This window comes from Actinosynnema sp. NPDC023587 (genome assembly GCF_040640215.1).
GTDB lineage: Bacteria > Actinomycetota > Actinomycetes > Mycobacteriales > Pseudonocardiaceae > Actinosynnema.
In genome coordinates, this window is the sequence record NZ_JBFABG010000002.1 from 515,616 (window position 1) to 531,175 (window position 15,560).

Consider the following 15,560-nt stretch of genomic DNA (forward strand, 5'->3'; position numbering starts at 1 on the left):
CGCCCCCAACGGGGACGACGGGCTCGTCTGCGGAAAAGTCCGTCAGGACTCGTCCTTCTTCTTGCTCTCGGCCTTCGGCGCGTCCTCGGACGCGTCGGTGGCGGGCTCCTCGGCCTCGGTCGCCTCGGCGGCCTCGTCCGCGGTCTGCTCGTCCGCGGTCTCGGCGTCGTCCTCGACCTCGTCGACCTCGGTGGCCCGGGGGGCCTGGTCCTTCGCGAACTTGGTCTTGCGGGCGCGCTCCGCCTCGGAGGTGACGGTCTGCTCCTGCACCAGCTCGATCACGGCCATGGGGGCGTTGTCGCCCTTGCGCGCCAGCGTCTTGGTGATGCGGGTGTAGCCGCCCGGGCGGTCCACGAACTGCGGGCCGATCTCGGCGAACAGCTTGTGCACGATGTCCTTGTCACGAATGACCTTGAGGATCTCGCGACGGTTGTGCAGGTCGCCGACCTTCGCCTTGCTGATCAGCTTCTCGGCGTAGGGGCGCAGGCGCTTGGCCTTCGCCTCCGTGGTCGTGATCCGGCCGTGCGTGAACAGCGACGTGGCCAGGTTGGCCAGCATGAGCCGCTCGTGGGCCGGGGAGCCCCCGAGACGGGGTCCCTTGGTGGGGGTAGGCATCGTATTGCTCCTCGGATTACTTGCTGATCCTCTGCTCCGGCCCGGCCGTCAAGCGGCCTCAGAGCTGCTCGGTCTCCGCGTAGTCCTGACCGTCGTCGTGGCTGTCCACGGTCGTGTCCGCGCCCCAACCCTCGGCGGGGTAGTCGGACGCGGCGGCCGAGGGGTCGAACCCAGGGGGGCTGTCCTTCAGCGCGAGGCCGAGACCGACGAGCTTCATCTTGACCTCGTCGATCGACTTCGCACCGAAGTTGCGGATGTCCAGCAGGTCCGCCTCGCTGCGCGAGACCAGCTCGCCCACCGTGTGGATGCCCTCGCGCTTGAGGCAGTTGTAGGACCGGACGGTGAGGTCCAGGTCCTCGATCGGCATCGCGAACGCCGCGATGGTGTCGGCCTCGGCGGGCGACGGTCCGATCTCGATGCCCTCGGCGTCGACGTTGAGCTCGCGCGCCAGACCGAACAGCTCCACCAGGGTCTTGCCCGCGGACGCGACGGCGTCGCGCGGCGTGATGGAGGGCTTGGTCTCGACGTCGAGGATCAGCTTGTCGAAGTCGGTCCGCTGCTCGACACGGGTGGCCTCGACCTTGTAGGTCACCTTCATGACGGGCGAGTAGATCGAGTCGACGGGAATGCGGCCGATCTCGGCACCGGCCTGCTTGTTCTGCACGGCGGGGACGTAGCCGCGACCGCGCTCGACCACGAGCTCGATCTCCAGCTTGCCCTTGCCGTTCAGGGTCGCGATGTGCAGGTCCGGGTTGTGCACGGTGACACCGGCCGGGGGCACGATGTCGCCTGCGGTCACCGCACCAGGCCCCTGCTTGCGCAGGTACATGGTCACCGGCTCGTCCTCCTCGGAGCTGACGACCAGCTCCTTGAGGTTGAGGATGACGTCGGTGACGTCTTCCTTCACACCGGGGACGGTCGTGAACTCGTGCAGCACACCGTCGATGCGGATGCTGGTCACGGCCGCGCCGGGGATGGACGACAGCAGGGTGCGGCGGATGGAGTTGCCGAGGGTGTAGCCGAAGCCCGGCTCCAGCGGCTCGATGACGAACCGGGAGCGGGTCTCGTTGACCGCTTCCTCGCTGAGCGAGGGACGCTGGGAAATCAGCACTGGGTTCTTCCTCTCTCAAACCCGACGACCGCTATTTGACGCCGGGAGCGCCGGTCGCGGAGACCGGCCAACGCGTGCGGCACACCATTCCGTGCCGTCGCGGGACCCGACTGGAGGGCGTGCCCCGGGAAATCCGGTCCGGGGAGCGCCCTCCAGGAGGATCACTTCGAGTAGAGCTCCACGATGAGCTGCTCCGTGACGGGCGTGTCGATCTGCGCCCGCTCGGGGACCTGGTGCACCAGGATGCGCAGGTTGGACTGCACGACCTGGAGCCACGCCGGGATCGGGCGGTCGCCGAACGACGCACGCGCGGCCTCGAAGGGCAGCGTGGGCAGCGACTTCGGCTTCACGTCGATGATGTCGAACTTCGACACCCGGAAGCTCGGGATGTTGACCTTGTGGCCGTTCACGATGAAGTGCCCGTGGCTGACAAGCTGACGCGCCTGGCGACGGGTGCGCGCGAGACCCGCGCGGTACACCACGTTGTCGAGCCGCGTCTCCAGGATCTGGAGCAGGTTCTCACCGGTCTTGCCGGTGCGGCGGACCGCTTCGTCGTAGTAGCGGCGGAACTGCTTCTCCAGCACGCCGTACGTGTAGCGGGCCTTCTGCTTCTCCTGGAGCTGAGCCAGGTACTCGGTCTCCTTGATCCGACCCCGACCGTGCTGGCCGGGCGGGTAGGGACGGCGCTCGAAAGCTTGGTCCCCACCGACGAGGTCGACCTTGAGCCGGCGCGAGATGCGGGTGGCCGGTCCGGTGTAGCGAGCCATCTGTCTTACTCCTCCCCGTGCCTCAGACCCGGCGCCGCTTGGGCGGGCGGCAGCCGTTGTGGGGCTGCGGGGTCACGTCCTGGATGGTGCCGACCTCCAGGCCGGCGGCCTGGAGGGAGCGGATCGCGGTCTCGCGGCCGGAGCCCGGGCCCTTCACGAACACGTCGACCTTGCGCATACCGTGCTCGGCGGCCTTGCGGGCGGCGTTCTCGGCGGCCATCTGCGCGGCGAAGGGCGTCGACTTGCGCGAGCCCTTGAAGCCGACGTGGCCGGCGGACGCCCAACTGATCACGTTGCCCAGCGGGTCCGTGATGGACACGATGGTGTTGTTGAACGTGCTCTTGATGTGCGCCTGGCCGTGCGAGACGTTCTTCTTTTCCTTGCGCCGGACCTTCTTGACCCCGGCGCCCGTGCGGGACTTGGGTGGCATCTCTGGGTGATCTCCTACTTAAGTTCGCGAGGTCTTACTTCTTGCCGGCCTTCTTCTTGCCCGCCACGGTCTTCTTCGGACCCTTACGAGTGCGCGCGTTCGTCTTGGTGCGCTGCCCGCGGACGGGCAGGTTGCGACGGTGGCGCAGACCCTCGTAGCAGCCGATTTCCATCTTGCGGCGGATGTCGGCCTGAACCTCACGGCGGAGGTCACCCTCGACCTTGAAGTGGTTCTCGATGTACTCCCGCAACTTCGCGAGGTCTTCGTCACCCAGGTCCTTGACACGCAGGTCAGGGGAGATCTCGGTGGCGGTCAGCAGCTCCTTCGAGCGCGTGCGACCAATGCCGAAGATGTAGGTGAGCGCGATCTCCATCCGCTTCTCGCGGGGGAGGTCGACGCCAGCGAGTCGTGCCATACGGCGCTTGCTCCTGTCGGTTTCACTCCAGGTCTGCTCCTCGCCCGATTCCGGGACTGACTCGCTGTGTCAGTTCCGACCGCTCTCGCGGTCGGTGTCCCGGCCCCGGCCTGGAGTCCGGGGGTGTGCCCGCGCACGGCGGTGCGTGCGTGGGCAGGTGCGAGGAGGCTTGCTGTTGTCGCGTCCGCGGAAGACCGCGAGGTCGTGCTCGGCGCTGATCAGCCCTGGCGCTGCTTGTGGCGCAGGTTCTCGCAGATCACCATGACCCGGCCGTGACGGCGGATCACCTTGCACTTGTCGCAGATCTTCTTGACGCTCGGCTGGACCTTCACGCCTGAGCTCTCCTGCTGCTAGCCAGGTGTCCCCGAGGCATCGTGAACACCGTGGAGGTCACTTGTAGCGGTAGACGATGCGCCCGCGGGACAGGTCGTAGGGCGAGAGCTCCACGACAACCCGGTCCTCGGGGAGGATTCGGATGTAGTGCTGACGCATCTTGCCGCTGATGTGTGCCAGGACCTTGTGCCCGTTCTCCAACTCGACGCGGAACATCGCGTTGGGAAGTGGCTCGACTACGCGGCCCTCGACCTCAATGGCCCCGTCCTTCTTGCCCATGTCCTCCGCGTTTCGTGACGGTGGGTACTTCCTCTTGGGGTGCGGGCACGCGTGACCCCGACTCCTTCAAGGTCCTTGCGAACCCTGCCAACCGTGACCGGAACGTCACAGGCATGGCGGAACCGGCGCTACGTGTGCGCCACCCGTCCATAGTACGCGTGTCGCCGGACAACCCCAAATCGGCCCTGTTCGCGAGGTGGTGGCGGGGTGGGCATGGGGTGGTCGCGGGGGTGGGCGCGGGGGTGGGCGGGAGCCGGTCGGAGAGTGGGCTTCGGACGGGTCGCGCCTGGTCAGAGGCGGTGCGGGGTGCCGGGTTAAGGGATGACTATGAGCAGGATGCCCCAGAAGAGGAGCCACACCCACCAGGGGTGCAGGGCCTCGCCGAGGGACGCGCTGATGATCGCCCAGACGAGGAAGTTCACCGAGAACACCGCGAGGAAGAGCGCGTACATCCTCCGCTTGGACCGCCGCTCCGGCCCGGCGGGCACGTCGTCCCCGGGCAGGTCGGCGGTGAGGGCGGCGAGCTCGGCGTAGCTGTCGGCGGACGCCACCAGGTGGATGCGCTGCTCGTACTCGACCTCGGTGAGCCGTCCGTCCGCCCTCGCCCGAGCCAGTTCGCGGGCGGTGCGCGCCCGGTCGTCGCGCTGGAAGTCGGTCACTCGTCCCGGCCGAGGACGAGCCAGACCACGCCCAGCACCGAGCCGGCGGGCAGCGCGACCCACAGGAACCACGGGTGCACGAAGCCCTCGTCGCCGAGCAGGCTGACCAGGACCCACAGCGCGAAGTTCAGCGCGCTCACGCTCAACCAGATGGTGGTGAGCACCTTCATCGCGGTCCGGCCGCCGTTGCGCCTCGGCACGACGGGGAGCGGCGGCGGGACGAGCAGCGGCGGCGGGACGACGGTGCTCTGGGTGAGCGCCGTGCGCGGCAGGTCGGCGGTGAGGACGACCAGGTCGCCCCGGGTCCTGGCCTGCCAGGCGCGGGACACCCGGAGGTCGAATTCCGCCAGGTCGAGGCTGCCGTCGCCGTGGGCCCGGTGCAACCACTGCTGCACGAGTTCGCGTTCGGCGTCGGAGGCCCGCATGTCCTCGGGCCGCACAGGCTGCGTCACGCCTCCCATGGTGGCGCGATCCTCCCCCGAAGAGGAGGGGGCTAACCCCACGCTTGCCCGGGGTGCCACCCCGAGGTCAGTCCTCCAGCGCGGTGAGCACCCACGGGCCGTCGGCCGTGATCGCCACGCTGTGCTCCCAGTGCGCGGCGCGCGAGCCGTCCGCGGTGACCACGGTCCACTTGTCGTCCAGCTCTAGGGTCTGCTCGCTGCCCAAGGTCAGCATGGGCTCGATGGCGATGGCCATGCCGACCTTCAGGCGCGGGCCCTTGCCGGGCTTGCCGTAGTTCGGCAGGAACGGGTCCATGTGCATCTTGGTGCCGATGCCGTGGCCGCCGTAGCCGTCCACGATCCCGTACTCCACGCCGTCGCGTTCGCCGGCCAGGATCGTGGCCGACTCGATCGCGAACGAGATGTCACCGAGCCGCCCACCGGGCAGCGCCGCCTCGATCCCGGCCAGCATGGAGGCGCGCGTGGCGTCGGACAGCTTCGCCTCGGCCTCGGTCACCGCGCCCACCGCGAGCGTGACGGCGGCGTCGCCGTGCCAGCCGTCCAGGATCGCGCCGCAGTCGATCGAGATCAGGTCGCCCTCGTCCAGGACCTGGGTCTTGCTCGGAATCCCGTGGACGACCTGCTCGTTGACGCTGGCGCAGATGCTGGCCGGGAACCCGTGGTAGCCCTTGAAGCTCGGCACCGCACCCGCGTCGCGGATGCTCTGCTCGGCCAGCTCGTCCAGTTCGGCGGTGCTCACGCCGACCTTGGCGTGCTCGGAGAGCAGGGCCAAGGTCCGCGCCACGACCAGGCCCGCGGCCCTCATCGCTTCGAGCTGGCCGCGGCTCTTGATCTCGATCATGCGGTCGCTACCGCCGGGCAACGCGTTGCGCAGAGCATCGAGCAGTCCGTTCACTCGCTCGCGCGCAGCGCCTTGAGCGCGCGCTCGGTGATCTCGTCGACCGAACCCACGGCGTCGATCGTCAGGAGGATGTCCCGGTAGTAGTCCAGCAGCGGGGCGGTCTCCGACCGGTACACCTGCTGCCGGTGCCGGATGACGTCCTCCTTGTCGTCCTCCCGGCCGCGGGCGAGCAGCCGGCCCACCACGACGTCCTCGGGCACGTCCAGTTCGAGGACGGCCTCCAGGCGCTGACCGGTGGAGGTGAGGAGTTCGGTGAGCACGTCGGCCTGGGCGGTGGTGCGGGGGAACCCGTCGAGCAGGAAACCGTTCCCGGTGTCCTCCTCGGCGAGGCGCTCCCGCACCATGTCGATGGTGACCGAGTCGGGCACCAGCTTGCCTTCGTCCAGGTACTTCTTGACTTCCCGGCCGAGTTCGGTCTGGCCGCTGATGTGGGCGCGGAAGAGGTCCCCGGTGGAGATGTGCGGCACGCCGAGCTGGGCGCTGAGGATCTGGGCCTGGGTGCCCTTGCCCGCTCCGGGCGGGCCGACGAGAACGAGTCGCACTAGCGGAGGAACCCTTCGTAATTGCGCTGCATGAGCTGGCTCTCGATCTGCTTAACAGTGTCGAGGCCGACGCCGACCATGATCAGCACCGCCGTACCGCCGAACGGGAAGTTCTGGTTCTGGCCCTGGTCCGTGATGTCCAGGAAGAAGTTCGGCAGGATGGCGACGATGCCCAGGTAGATCGAGCCAGGCAGCGTGATCCGCCCCAGGACGAAGCGGAGGTACTCGGCGGTGGGTCGACCCGGTCGGATACCCGGGATGAACCCACCGAACTTCTTCATCTCGTCCGCACGCTCGTCCGGGTTGAACGTGATGCCGACGTAGAAGTAGGTGAAGAAGACGATCAGCAGGAAGTAGAGCCCGATGTGCACCGGGCTGGACTGGGTCACCAGGTGCGTCGCGACGAAGGTCGCGAACCACCCGGGAGGCGACCCGTCGGTGGCGGCGGTCAGCCGCGAGATCAGGTCGGGCAGGTACAGCAGCGACGAGGCGAAGATGACCGGGATGACGCCGGCCTGGTTCACCTTGAGCGGCAGGTAGGTCGAGGTGCCGCCGTACATCCGGCGACCGATCATGCGCTTGGCGTACTGCACCGGGATCCGGCGCTGGGCCTGCTCGACGTAGATGACGCTGGCGATGATGAGCAGCGCCGCGAGGCAGACGAGGAAGAAGGTCAGACCGCCGCGGCTCCAGATGACCTGGCCCTCGGCGGGGATGCGGGCCGCGATGCCGGTGAAGATCAGCAGCGACATGCCGTTGCCGATCCCCTTCTCGGTGATGATCTCACCGAGCCACATGATCACGCTGGTGCCCGCGGTCATGGTGACGACCAGGACGACCAGGTTCCACACGCCCTGGTCCGGGATGACCGGGACCTCGCAGTTGGCGAAGAGCTGGCCGCGCACCGCGAGCGCGATGATGCCGGTCGACTGGAGCACCGCCAGCGCGATGGTCAGGTAGCGGGTGTACTGGGTCAGCTTGCCCTGACCCGCCTGACCTTCCTTCTTCAGCTGCTCGAACCGCGGGATGACCACGGTGAGGAGCTGGACGATGATGCTCGCGGTGATGTAGGGCATGATGCCCAGCGCGAAGATCGACAAGTTGAGGAGCGCGCCACCGCTGAACAGGTTGATCAGCGAGTAGATGCCCTGCTGGTCGACCGAGTCGATGCATTGGCGGACGTTTTTGAAGGAGACACCCGGCGCGGGCATGGTCGCGCCCAACCGGTACACCACGACGATCCCCAGCGTGAAGAGGATCTTCTTCCGTAGGTCCGGCGTCGCGAGAGCCGAGCGGAATGCGCCGAGCACGCGAACCTCCATCAGCGTTGCCGCCCCGCCGGGGTCGGCATCCTGCGGTACCGGCTGTGTTGCCGGCACAGTCTTGCGTTTGTCCTTGCGGTGGTCCACCTGGCCGGGCCGGTGGAGGCGGCCGGTGGTGGCGGACGCGACGGGGTAGCCGCGACCGACCCGGAGGACATCCGGGTTCAGCCCGCGACTTTAACAGCCGCGAGGCTGATCGCCGTAGCCAGTCGTCCTTCACACTTCGTACCTGATCCACTACTCCGGTTGGCAAGCCCCCGAATGGATCAAGTTCAGGTGGTCGTGCTGGTAGCGAGGAGTCCTGCCAACCCGGCAGCAGTGTGCCCGCACCCGTGTCGAGTCCGCGTTTGGTGCGGGCGGCGGGGTGGGTTCGTCGGATGACCGCGCCGGTGGTCGCTCAGCCCGTTCAGGGGAGCGTTTCCGGTGCCAGGTATACGAGTCCGAGAAGTGCGGACCGCGTGGTGGGACGTGGCGCACGAGGTCCGCGAAGTGCGGGTCGACGGCGGGGAAGATCAACAACCCTGGTGGGGCGGGTGGCCGTGGCCAGGAACTCCGCGCGGAGCGGGTGACCTGGTCCTGGTGCCGGATCGCGGTGTGTAGGTGTGAAGAAGATGCGCGCGAGTGGGTGACGGGGTGGGGGCGGGGGGTGGGGGTCTTGGGGGTGGGGAGTGGAGGTCGGAGGGTGGGATGAGGCGGGGGTGAGGATCTTGATTGGTTTACGCCCTGGGCGAACTGGGTCTCGAATGGGTGTCGGGCGTGGTGGGGCGGCGTGGCGGGGCGGCGTGGTGGGGCTGGGAGGCAGAGCGGGAGGGAGGGGCGGGGCAGGGTTTTAGAGAGTCCTCGCCGGACGGGCGAGCCGCCAAGGATGGGACTCGGGTGGTTGCCGTGCGGTGATGCGGTGGGCGTCGTGTCATCCCCGTACGGCCCGGTCGGAGACAACCACCCTTGGTTGGGCAGGGCAAGCGAAGAGCGTGCTTGCCCTGCCCAACCAAGCGCGGTTCGCTGGCGCGCGGGCCATACGGGGATGACATGACGCGGTGTGTGGGGGCGAGAGGGGGGCGCGTTGTGTGGGGGCGGTGGGGGTGTGTGGAGGCGTGGGGGGTGTGGAGGCGTAGGGGTGTGGAGGCGTAGGGGTGTGTGTTGTGTGGGGGTATGAGAAAGGCCCCCGGAGCGGAGGCTCCGGGGGCCTTTCTCGGTCTTGCTGCGGTCAGAGCACCGTGGTGGTGCCGCCGGCCGCTTCGATCTTCTGGACGGCGCTGCCCGAGAACTTGTTGGCCACGACGTCCAGCTTGACGTCGCCCAGGTCGCCGTCGCCGAGGACCTTCACCAGCTCGTTCTTGCGCACCAGGCCCGCGTGGATCAGTGCGTCCACGTCGACCCGGCCACCCTTGGGGAACAGCCGGGCCAGGTCGCTGACGTTCACGACCTGGTACTCGGTGCGGAAGGGGTTGCGGAAGCCCTTGAGCTTCGGCAGGCGCATGTGCAGCGGCATCTGGCCACCTTCGAAGCGCGGGGAAACGTTCTTCCGCGCGCCGGTGCCCTTGGTGCCTCGTCCTGCCGTCTTGCCCTTCGAGCCCTCACCGCGACCCACACGGGTCTTCGCGGTCTTGGCACCGGGGGCCGGACGCAGGTCATGGATCTTGATGGTCACGGCTGGACCTCCTCGACGACCACCAGGTGGCGCACGGTGTGGATCAAACCGCGCACCTGCGGCGTGTCCTCACGGACCACCGACTGGCGGATCTTGCGCAACCCCAGGGTCCGGAGGGACTCGCGGTGGTTGTGCTTGGTACCGATGCTGCTCTTCACCTGGGTGACCTTGACCTGGGCCATGATCACACCGCCCCTGCGCGAGCGCGGAGCATACCGGCGGGAGCGACGTCCTCCAGGGGGAGGCCACGGCGGGCCGCGACTTCCTCCGGACGCTGGAGACCCTTCAGGGCCGCCACGGTGGCGTGCACGATGTTGATCGCGTTGTCGGAGCCCAGCGACTTGCTCAGCACGTCGTGGACACCGGCGCACTCCAGCACCGCGCGGACAGCGCCACCGGCGATGACGCCGGTACCGGCCGAGGCGGGGCGGAGCAGCACGACGCCGGCAGCCTTCTCACCCTGGATCGGGTGGGGGATGGTGCCCGCGATGCGGGGGACGCGGAAGAAGTTCTTCTTCGCCTCCTCCACACCCTTGGCGATCGCGGCCGGGACTTCCTTGGCCTTGCCGTAGCCGACACCGACCATGCCGTCGCCGTCGCCGACCACGACCAGTGCGGTGAAGCTGAAGCGACGACCACCCTTGACGACCTTGGAGACGCGGTTGATCGCGACCACGCGCTCCAGGTGGGGGGTCTTCTCCTGGGCCGCGCCGCCGCGACCGCCGTCACGACGGTCGCGACGCTCTCCGCGCTCGCCCCCGCCGCCTTCGCGACGCGTGCGTCCTGGCATCAGGCGTCCCTCTCAATTCGGAAGATGTGCATTGTCAGAACTCCAGACCCGCCTCGCGGGCGGCGTCGGCCAGAGCAGCGATCCGGCCGTGGTAGGCGTTGCCACCGCGGTCGAAGACGACCTTGGTGACGCCGGCGTCCTTGGCACGGGCCGCGGCCAGTTGGCCGACCTTCGCGGCGCGGGCCTTCTTGTCGCCGTCCACCGCGCGGACGTCCGCCTCGACCGAGGAGGCCGCCGCCAGGGTGTGGCCGGCGAGGTCGTCGATGATCTGCACGGTGATGTGCTTCGACGACCGGTGCACGACCAGGCGCGGGCGCTCGGCGGTGCCGCCGACCTTCTTGCGGAGGCGGAAGTGACGGCGCGTCTTGGCGATGCGGCGAGTGGTCGAGATGTCCTTGCCCACCGGCTTGCGCTTCGTTGCAGTCTCGCTCATGTCACTTACCCGTCTTTCCGACCTTGCGGCGGATCTTCTCGCCTGCGTAACGCACACCCTTGCCCTTGTACGGGTCGGGCTTGCGCAGCTTGCGGATGTTCGCGGCGACCTCGCCCACGAGCTGCTTGTCGATGCCCGCCACCGAGAACCGGGTGGGGGTCTCCACCGCGAAGGTGATGCCCTCGGGGGCCTCGACCTTCACCGGGTGGCTGTAGCCGAGCGCGAACTCCAGGCCGGAGCCCTTCAGCGCGACGCGGTAGCCGACCCCGTGGATTTCCATCTTCTTCTCGTAGCCCTGGGTCACGCCGATGACCATGTTCTGCACCAGGGTGCGGGACAGGCCGTGGAGCGAACGGCTGCGACGCTCGTCGTTGGGACGCTTCACCTCAAGGGTGCCGTCCTCGACCTTCTCGATGATGATCGGCTCAGCGATGGTCAGCGAGAGGGTGCCCTTGGGCCCCTTCACGTTGACGTCCTGGCCCGCGATGTTCACGTCGACCCCGGAAGGGACGGTGATCGGCAGCTTTCCGATGCGCGACATACCTAATCCCCCTTCCTCACCAGACGTAGGCGAGGACTTCTCCGCCCACGCCCTGCTTGTTGGCCTGGCGGTCGGTCAGCAGACCGCCAGAGGTCGAGATGATCGCAACGCCCAGGCCACCGAGGACCTTCGGCAGGTTGGTCGACTTCGCGTAGACCCGGAGACCGGGCTTGGACACGCGTCGCAGACCGGCGATGCTGCGCTCCCGGTTCGGGCCGTACTTCAGCTCGACCACCAGGTTCTTCGCCACGTCGCCCTGCTCATCGCGGTAGCTCGCGATGTAACCCTCGCGCTTGAGGATCTCGGCGATGTTGGCCTTCAACTTCGAGTGCGGCATCACGACCTTGTCGTGGTAAGCCGAGTTCGCGTTCCGCAGACGCGTCAACATGTCTGCGATCGGGTCGGTCATCGTCATGGTGACCTGGTCAACCTTTCTCGCTGCGGTTCCCCAGTCAGGGTCCGAGCCGGCCTTGCGGGCGGCTGGTCGTGAGCGGGCCTACAGCGAAGTGGAGTACGAAAAAAGTGCTACTACCAGCTCGACTTGCTCACGCCGGGCAGCTCGCCCCGGTGAGCCATCTCGCGGAGGCAGATCCGGCACAGGCCGAACTTGCGGAACACCGAGTGCGGGCGACCGCAACGCTGGCAACGGGTGTAACCCCGCACCTTGAACTTCGGCTTGGCCGCGGCCTTGTTGACCAGCGCCTTCTTGGCCATTCTCAGTTCTCCTTGTGGCAACGCTCGGCGACGGACATCTCGGTCACTGCTCCTTGAACGGGAAGCCCAGGAGCTTCAGCAGCGCCCGGCCCTCGTCGTCGTTGGTCGCGGTCGTGACCACGGTGATGTCCATGCCGCGGGGACGATCGATCGCGTCCGGGTCGATCTCGTGGAACATCGACTGCTCGTTGAGACCGAACGTGTAGTTGCCGTTGCCGTCGAACTGCTTCGCCGACAGGCCGCGGAAGTCGCGGATGCGGGGCAGCGCGATGGTCAGCAGCCGGTCCAGGAACTCCCACATGCGGTCGCCGCGCAGCGTGACGCGCGCACCGATCGGCATGCCCTCGCGGAGCTTGAACTGCGCGATGGACTTGCGGGCCTTGCGGACCTCGGGGCGCTGGCCGGTGATGATCGACAGGTCCCTGACGGCACCCTCGATCAGCTTGCCGTCGCGGGCGGCGTCGCCGACACCCATGTTGACGACGACCTTCACCACGCCGGGCGTCTGCATGACGTTGGCGTACTCGAACTGCTTGCGCAGCTCCGCGGCGATCTCCTCGCGGTAGCGCGTCTTCAGCCGAGGCGTGATCTTCTCAACGGTGGTCATCAGATGTCCTTCCCGTTACGACGGGAAACGCGGACTCGCTTGCCCTCGTCGTTCGTCCGGTAGCCCACGCGGGTCGGCTTGCCGTCGGAGTCGACCACCATCACGTTGGACACGTGGACGGAGGCCTCCTGGGTCACGATGCCACCCGACTGCGCACCGCGCTGGGTCTGCGTGACCCGGGTGTGCTTCTTGATCCGGTTGACGCCCTCGACCAGGACGCGGTCGGTCGCGGGGTAGGCCTGGATGACCTTGCCGCGCGCGCCCTTGTCCTTGCCCGCGATGACGACGACCGTGTCGCCCTTCTTCACCTTCATGGTCAGAGCACCTCCGGCGCCAACGAGATGATCTTCATGAACTTCTTGTCGCGCAGCTCGCGGCCGACCGGGCCGAAGATGCGCGTGCCACGCGGCTCGTTGTCGTTCTTGATGAGCACCGCGGCGTTCTCGTCGAATCGGATGTAAGAGCCGTCGGGACGGCGCTTCTCCTTGACGGTCCGGACGATGACGGCTTTGACCACGTCACCCTTCTTCACGCCGGCACCGGGGATGGCCTGCTTCACCGTGGCGACGATGATGTCCCCGATACCCGCGTAGCGGCGGCCCGAACCACCGAGAACACGGATGCAGAGGATCTCCTTCGCACCGGTGTTGTCGGCGATGCGCAGCCGCGACTCCTGCTGGATCACTTACCCACTCCTTGACCATTCCTGGCCCGCCAGATTTCCGACCTGACGGGCTCGGTCCGATTGCTACTTGGCCTTTTCGAGGATCTCGACGAGGCGCCAGCGCTTGGTCGCCGACAGCGGCCGGGTCTCCATCAGCAGGACACGGTCGCCGACACCGGCGGTGTTCTGCTCGTCGTGCGCCTTCACCTTGGTGGTGGAGCGCAGGACCTTGGCATACCGGCGGTGCTTCTTCCGGTCCTCCAGCGCGACGACGATCGTCTTGTCCATCTTGTCGGACACGACGTAGCCCTCGCGGACCTTGCGGTCGTTGCGCGTCTGGGTCTCAGTCACTTCAGTGTTCTCGCTCATGCGGCACCTTCACCAGTGGAAACAGCGTCGGGAGAGGCCGACAGACCCAGCTCCCGCTCCCGCATCACGGTGTAGATCCGGGCGATCTCGTGCCGGACCGTGCGGAGCCGGCGGTTGTTGTCGAGCTGCCCGGTGGCCATCTGGAAGCGGAGGTTGAAAAGCTCCTCCTTCGCCTCCCTCAGGCGCAGCACGAGCTCCTCCTCGGTGAGCTCTCGCAGCAAGGACGCCGCGGAACCCGCTTCAGTGCTTGCCATTGGCTAGAACTCACCACCCTCACGCGTAACGATGCGGCACTTCATCGGGAGCTTGTGGATCGCGCGGCGCAGAGCCTCGCGGGCCACCGTCTCGTTCGGGAAGCTCATCTCGAAGAGCACCCGACCCGGCTTGACGTTCGCGACCCACCACTCCGGCGAACCCTTGCCGGAACCCATGCGGGTCTCGGCGGGCTTCTTGGTCAGCGGGCGGTCCGGGAAGATGTTGATCCAGACCTTGCCACCACGGCGGATGTGCCGGGTGATCGCGATACGAGCCGACTCGATCTGCCGGTTGGTCACGTAAGCCGGCTCCATGGCCTGGATGCCGAACTCACCGAAGGTGACCCTCGTGCCGCCCTTGGCAGCACCGGACCGACCGGGGTGGTGCTGCTTGCGGTGCTTAACCCTGCGCGGGATGAGCACGACTCAGCCCTCCGTCTTCTTCTCTTCGGTCGCGACCGGAGCGTCCGTGGCCTCGGCCGCGGCGCGGCCTGCCTCGGTGCTCGTCGCCGTGGTGCCGCTCGCGCCCGAACGACGCGCCCGGTTCGGGCGGTCGCCGCGGTCACGCCGCGGAGCCCGCTCGGCCGACGGCGCGGCGTCGCGCTCGCGCTTGGCGTTGATGCCGCCGACCACGTCGCCCTTGTAGATCCACACCTTCACGCCGATCCGGCCGAACGTGGTGCGGGCCTCGAAGAAGCCGTAGTCGATGTCGGCGCGGAGCGTGTGCAGCGGCACGCGGCCGTCGCGGTAGTGCTCCGAACGCGACATCTCCGCGCCGCCCAGGCGGCCACCGCACTGCACGCGGATGCCCTTCACCTGGGGCGAGCGCATGGCCGACTGGATGGCCTTGCGCATCGCCCGGCGGAAGGCCACGCGGTTGGAGAGCTGCTCCGCCACGCCCTGCGCGACGAGCTGCGCGTCCGACTCGGGGCTCTTCACCTCAAGGATGTTGAGCTGCACCTGCTTCTTGGTGAGCTTCTCCAGCTCACCGCGGATGCGGTCGGCCTCCGCGCCGCGGCGGCCGATGACGATGCCCGGCCGTGCGGTGTGGATGTCGACGCGAACCCGGTCCCGGGTCCGCTCGATCTCGACCTTGGAGATGCCCGCCCGCTCCATGCCCTTGGAGAGCAGCTTGCGGATCTTGACATCCTCGGCCACGTACTCGGCGTACTGCTTGTCGGCGTACCAGCGGGACTTCCAGTCGGTGGTGATACCGAGTCGGAAGCCGTGTGGGTTGATCTTCTGGCCCACTACCGAGCCCCCTTCCTGGAGTCTGCGCCGGCCTTCGCGCTGATCTTCTTCGGACGGCTTTCCACCTCGACGGTGATGTGGCTCGTCCGCTTGCGGATCCGGTACGCACGGCCCTGGGCCCTGGGGCGGAACCGCTTGAGGGTCGGACCCTCGTCCACGTAGACCTTCGACACCCAGAGGGTGTCGGGGTCGAGGGACAGGTTGTTCTCGGCGTTGGCCACGGCGCTCGCGAGCACCTTGCGGACCGGCTCACTTGCCGCCTGAGGCGCGAACTGGAGCACGGCCAAGGCTTCGCCGGCGCTACGGCCCCTGATGAGCTCGACGACGCGGCGCACCTTCATCGGCGTGTCGCGGACGTAGCGAGCCCGAGCCACGGCGCGCGGGAGCTCCGGCGCTTCGGCTTCGTTACGGGCGTTCATCGCTGCTTCCCCTTGCTCTTCCTCTAGTTCGT

Annotated in this window: 27 protein-coding genes; all 27 read right to left on the bottom strand. The window is 67.8% G+C overall.

Going from position 1 to position 15,560, the window contains the following annotated elements; translation table 11 throughout:
- Positions 1 to 42: 42 nt before the first annotated feature.
- Entirely contained in the window at positions 43 to 615 is a 573-nt protein-coding gene (rplQ, locus tag AB0G01_RS07440) for a 50S ribosomal protein L17 (RefSeq protein WP_360940736.1), read from the bottom strand.
- 58 nt (positions 616 to 673) lie between these two features.
- The gene (locus AB0G01_RS07445; protein WP_310309938.1) at positions 674 to 1,726 is read right to left on the bottom strand and encodes a DNA-directed RNA polymerase subunit alpha; all 1,053 of its coding nucleotides are present in this window, start codon (positions 1,724 to 1,726) and stop codon (positions 674 to 676) included.
- A gap of 161 nt (positions 1,727 to 1,887) precedes the next feature.
- Positions 1,888 to 2,493, bottom strand: coding sequence for a 30S ribosomal protein S4 (gene rpsD / locus AB0G01_RS07450; protein ID WP_360940738.1), 606 nt, complete (start codon positions 2,491 to 2,493; stop codon positions 1,888 to 1,890).
- A gap of 22 nt (positions 2,494 to 2,515) precedes the next feature.
- Positions 2,516 to 2,923: a 30S ribosomal protein S11 gene (gene rpsK / locus AB0G01_RS07455; RefSeq protein ID WP_015105236.1), complete on the bottom strand. Its 408-nt coding sequence runs from the start codon at positions 2,921 to 2,923 to the stop codon at positions 2,516 to 2,518.
- Positions 2,924 to 2,957: 34 nt separating this feature from the next.
- A complete protein-coding gene (gene rpsM, locus AB0G01_RS07460; protein WP_015105237.1) occupies positions 2,958 to 3,338 on the bottom strand; it encodes a 30S ribosomal protein S13 in 381 nt (126 codons plus the stop codon).
- A gap of 218 nt (positions 3,339 to 3,556) precedes the next feature.
- A complete protein-coding gene (gene rpmJ, locus AB0G01_RS07465) occupies positions 3,557 to 3,670 on the bottom strand; it encodes a 50S ribosomal protein L36 (protein ID WP_010148647.1) in 114 nt (37 codons plus the stop codon).
- 58 nt (positions 3,671 to 3,728) lie between these two features.
- Complete coding sequence (gene infA, locus AB0G01_RS07470; RefSeq protein ID WP_005166804.1) at positions 3,729 to 3,950, bottom strand: translation initiation factor IF-1; 222 nt, start codon at positions 3,948 to 3,950, stop codon at positions 3,729 to 3,731.
- Between the two features lie 314 nt (positions 3,951 to 4,264).
- Entirely contained in the window at positions 4,265 to 4,609 is a 345-nt protein-coding gene (locus AB0G01_RS07475) for a DUF1707 domain-containing protein (RefSeq protein ID WP_360940741.1), read from the bottom strand.
- Positions 4,606 to 5,061, bottom strand: coding sequence for a DUF1707 domain-containing protein (locus AB0G01_RS07480; RefSeq protein WP_360940743.1), 456 nt, complete (start codon positions 5,059 to 5,061; stop codon positions 4,606 to 4,608). The genes AB0G01_RS07475 and AB0G01_RS07480 overlap by 4 nt, the downstream gene beginning before the upstream one ends.
- 76 nt (positions 5,062 to 5,137) lie before the next feature.
- A complete protein-coding gene (gene map / locus AB0G01_RS07485) occupies positions 5,138 to 5,911 on the bottom strand; it encodes a type I methionyl aminopeptidase (protein WP_360941277.1) in 774 nt (257 codons plus the stop codon).
- Between the two features lie 50 nt (positions 5,912 to 5,961).
- Complete coding sequence (locus AB0G01_RS07490; RefSeq protein ID WP_360940745.1) at positions 5,962 to 6,513, bottom strand: adenylate kinase; 552 nt, start codon at positions 6,511 to 6,513, stop codon at positions 5,962 to 5,964.
- The gene (gene secY, locus AB0G01_RS07495) at positions 6,513 to 7,823 is read right to left on the bottom strand and encodes a preprotein translocase subunit SecY (RefSeq protein ID WP_360940747.1); all 1,311 of its coding nucleotides are present in this window, start codon (positions 7,821 to 7,823) and stop codon (positions 6,513 to 6,515) included. The genes AB0G01_RS07490 and secY overlap by 1 nt, the downstream gene beginning before the upstream one ends.
- 1,219 nt (positions 7,824 to 9,042) lie before the next feature.
- Positions 9,043 to 9,486: a 50S ribosomal protein L15 gene (gene rplO / locus AB0G01_RS07500; RefSeq protein WP_360940749.1), complete on the bottom strand. Its 444-nt coding sequence runs from the start codon at positions 9,484 to 9,486 to the stop codon at positions 9,043 to 9,045.
- Positions 9,483 to 9,668 carry a 50S ribosomal protein L30 gene (gene rpmD, locus AB0G01_RS07505; RefSeq protein WP_360940751.1) on the bottom strand — a complete coding sequence of 62 codons (186 nt, stop codon included), beginning with the start codon at positions 9,666 to 9,668 and terminating at the stop codon, positions 9,483 to 9,485. Before rpmD ends, rplO begins: the two co-directional genes overlap by 4 nt.
- A gap of 2 nt (positions 9,669 to 9,670) precedes the next feature.
- Positions 9,671 to 10,276, bottom strand: a complete 606-nt coding sequence (rpsE, locus tag AB0G01_RS07510; RefSeq protein ID WP_037329520.1) for a 30S ribosomal protein S5 — start codon at positions 10,274 to 10,276, stop codon at positions 9,671 to 9,673.
- Positions 10,277 to 10,310: 34 nt separating this feature from the next.
- Complete coding sequence (gene rplR, locus AB0G01_RS07515) at positions 10,311 to 10,709, bottom strand: 50S ribosomal protein L18 (protein WP_360940753.1); 399 nt, start codon at positions 10,707 to 10,709, stop codon at positions 10,311 to 10,313.
- 1 nt (position 10,710) lies between these two features.
- Complete coding sequence (rplF, locus tag AB0G01_RS07520; protein WP_360940755.1) at positions 10,711 to 11,250, bottom strand: 50S ribosomal protein L6; 540 nt, start codon at positions 11,248 to 11,250, stop codon at positions 10,711 to 10,713.
- A gap of 16 nt (positions 11,251 to 11,266) precedes the next feature.
- On the bottom strand, positions 11,267 to 11,665 hold the full coding sequence (gene rpsH, locus AB0G01_RS07525) for a 30S ribosomal protein S8 (RefSeq protein WP_015105250.1): 399 nt from the start codon (positions 11,663 to 11,665) through the stop codon (positions 11,267 to 11,269).
- Between the two features lie 113 nt (positions 11,666 to 11,778).
- Positions 11,779 to 11,964: a type Z 30S ribosomal protein S14 gene (locus tag AB0G01_RS07530; protein ID WP_015105251.1), complete on the bottom strand. Its 186-nt coding sequence runs from the start codon at positions 11,962 to 11,964 to the stop codon at positions 11,779 to 11,781.
- Positions 11,965 to 12,007: 43 nt separating this feature from the next.
- Positions 12,008 to 12,571 (bottom strand): 50S ribosomal protein L5, encoded by a 564-nt coding sequence (gene rplE, locus AB0G01_RS07535; protein ID WP_360940757.1) that lies wholly within the window; start codon positions 12,569 to 12,571, stop codon positions 12,008 to 12,010.
- Positions 12,571 to 12,885: a 50S ribosomal protein L24 gene (gene rplX / locus AB0G01_RS07540; protein WP_360940759.1), complete on the bottom strand. Its 315-nt coding sequence runs from the start codon at positions 12,883 to 12,885 to the stop codon at positions 12,571 to 12,573. The genes rplE and rplX overlap by 1 nt, the downstream gene beginning before the upstream one ends.
- 2 nt (positions 12,886 to 12,887) lie before the next feature.
- Positions 12,888 to 13,256, bottom strand: coding sequence for a 50S ribosomal protein L14 (rplN, locus tag AB0G01_RS07545; protein WP_360940761.1), 369 nt, complete (start codon positions 13,254 to 13,256; stop codon positions 12,888 to 12,890).
- A 63-nt stretch (positions 13,257 to 13,319) separates the two neighbouring features.
- Entirely contained in the window at positions 13,320 to 13,604 is a 285-nt protein-coding gene (gene rpsQ / locus AB0G01_RS07550) for a 30S ribosomal protein S17 (protein ID WP_360738652.1), read from the bottom strand.
- A complete protein-coding gene (gene rpmC / locus AB0G01_RS07555) occupies positions 13,601 to 13,858 on the bottom strand; it encodes a 50S ribosomal protein L29 (RefSeq protein ID WP_360940763.1) in 258 nt (85 codons plus the stop codon). Before rpmC ends, rpsQ begins: the two co-directional genes overlap by 4 nt.
- A 3-nt stretch (positions 13,859 to 13,861) precedes the next feature.
- Entirely contained in the window at positions 13,862 to 14,281 is a 420-nt protein-coding gene (gene rplP, locus AB0G01_RS07560; RefSeq protein WP_360940765.1) for a 50S ribosomal protein L16, read from the bottom strand.
- Between the two features lie 3 nt (positions 14,282 to 14,284).
- Complete coding sequence (gene rpsC / locus AB0G01_RS07565) at positions 14,285 to 15,109, bottom strand: 30S ribosomal protein S3 (RefSeq protein WP_360940767.1); 825 nt, start codon at positions 15,107 to 15,109, stop codon at positions 14,285 to 14,287.
- The gene (gene rplV, locus AB0G01_RS07570; protein ID WP_360940769.1) at positions 15,109 to 15,528 is read right to left on the bottom strand and encodes a 50S ribosomal protein L22; all 420 of its coding nucleotides are present in this window, start codon (positions 15,526 to 15,528) and stop codon (positions 15,109 to 15,111) included. Before rplV ends, rpsC begins: the two co-directional genes overlap by 1 nt.
- Positions 15,529 to 15,560: the final 32 nt, after the last annotated feature.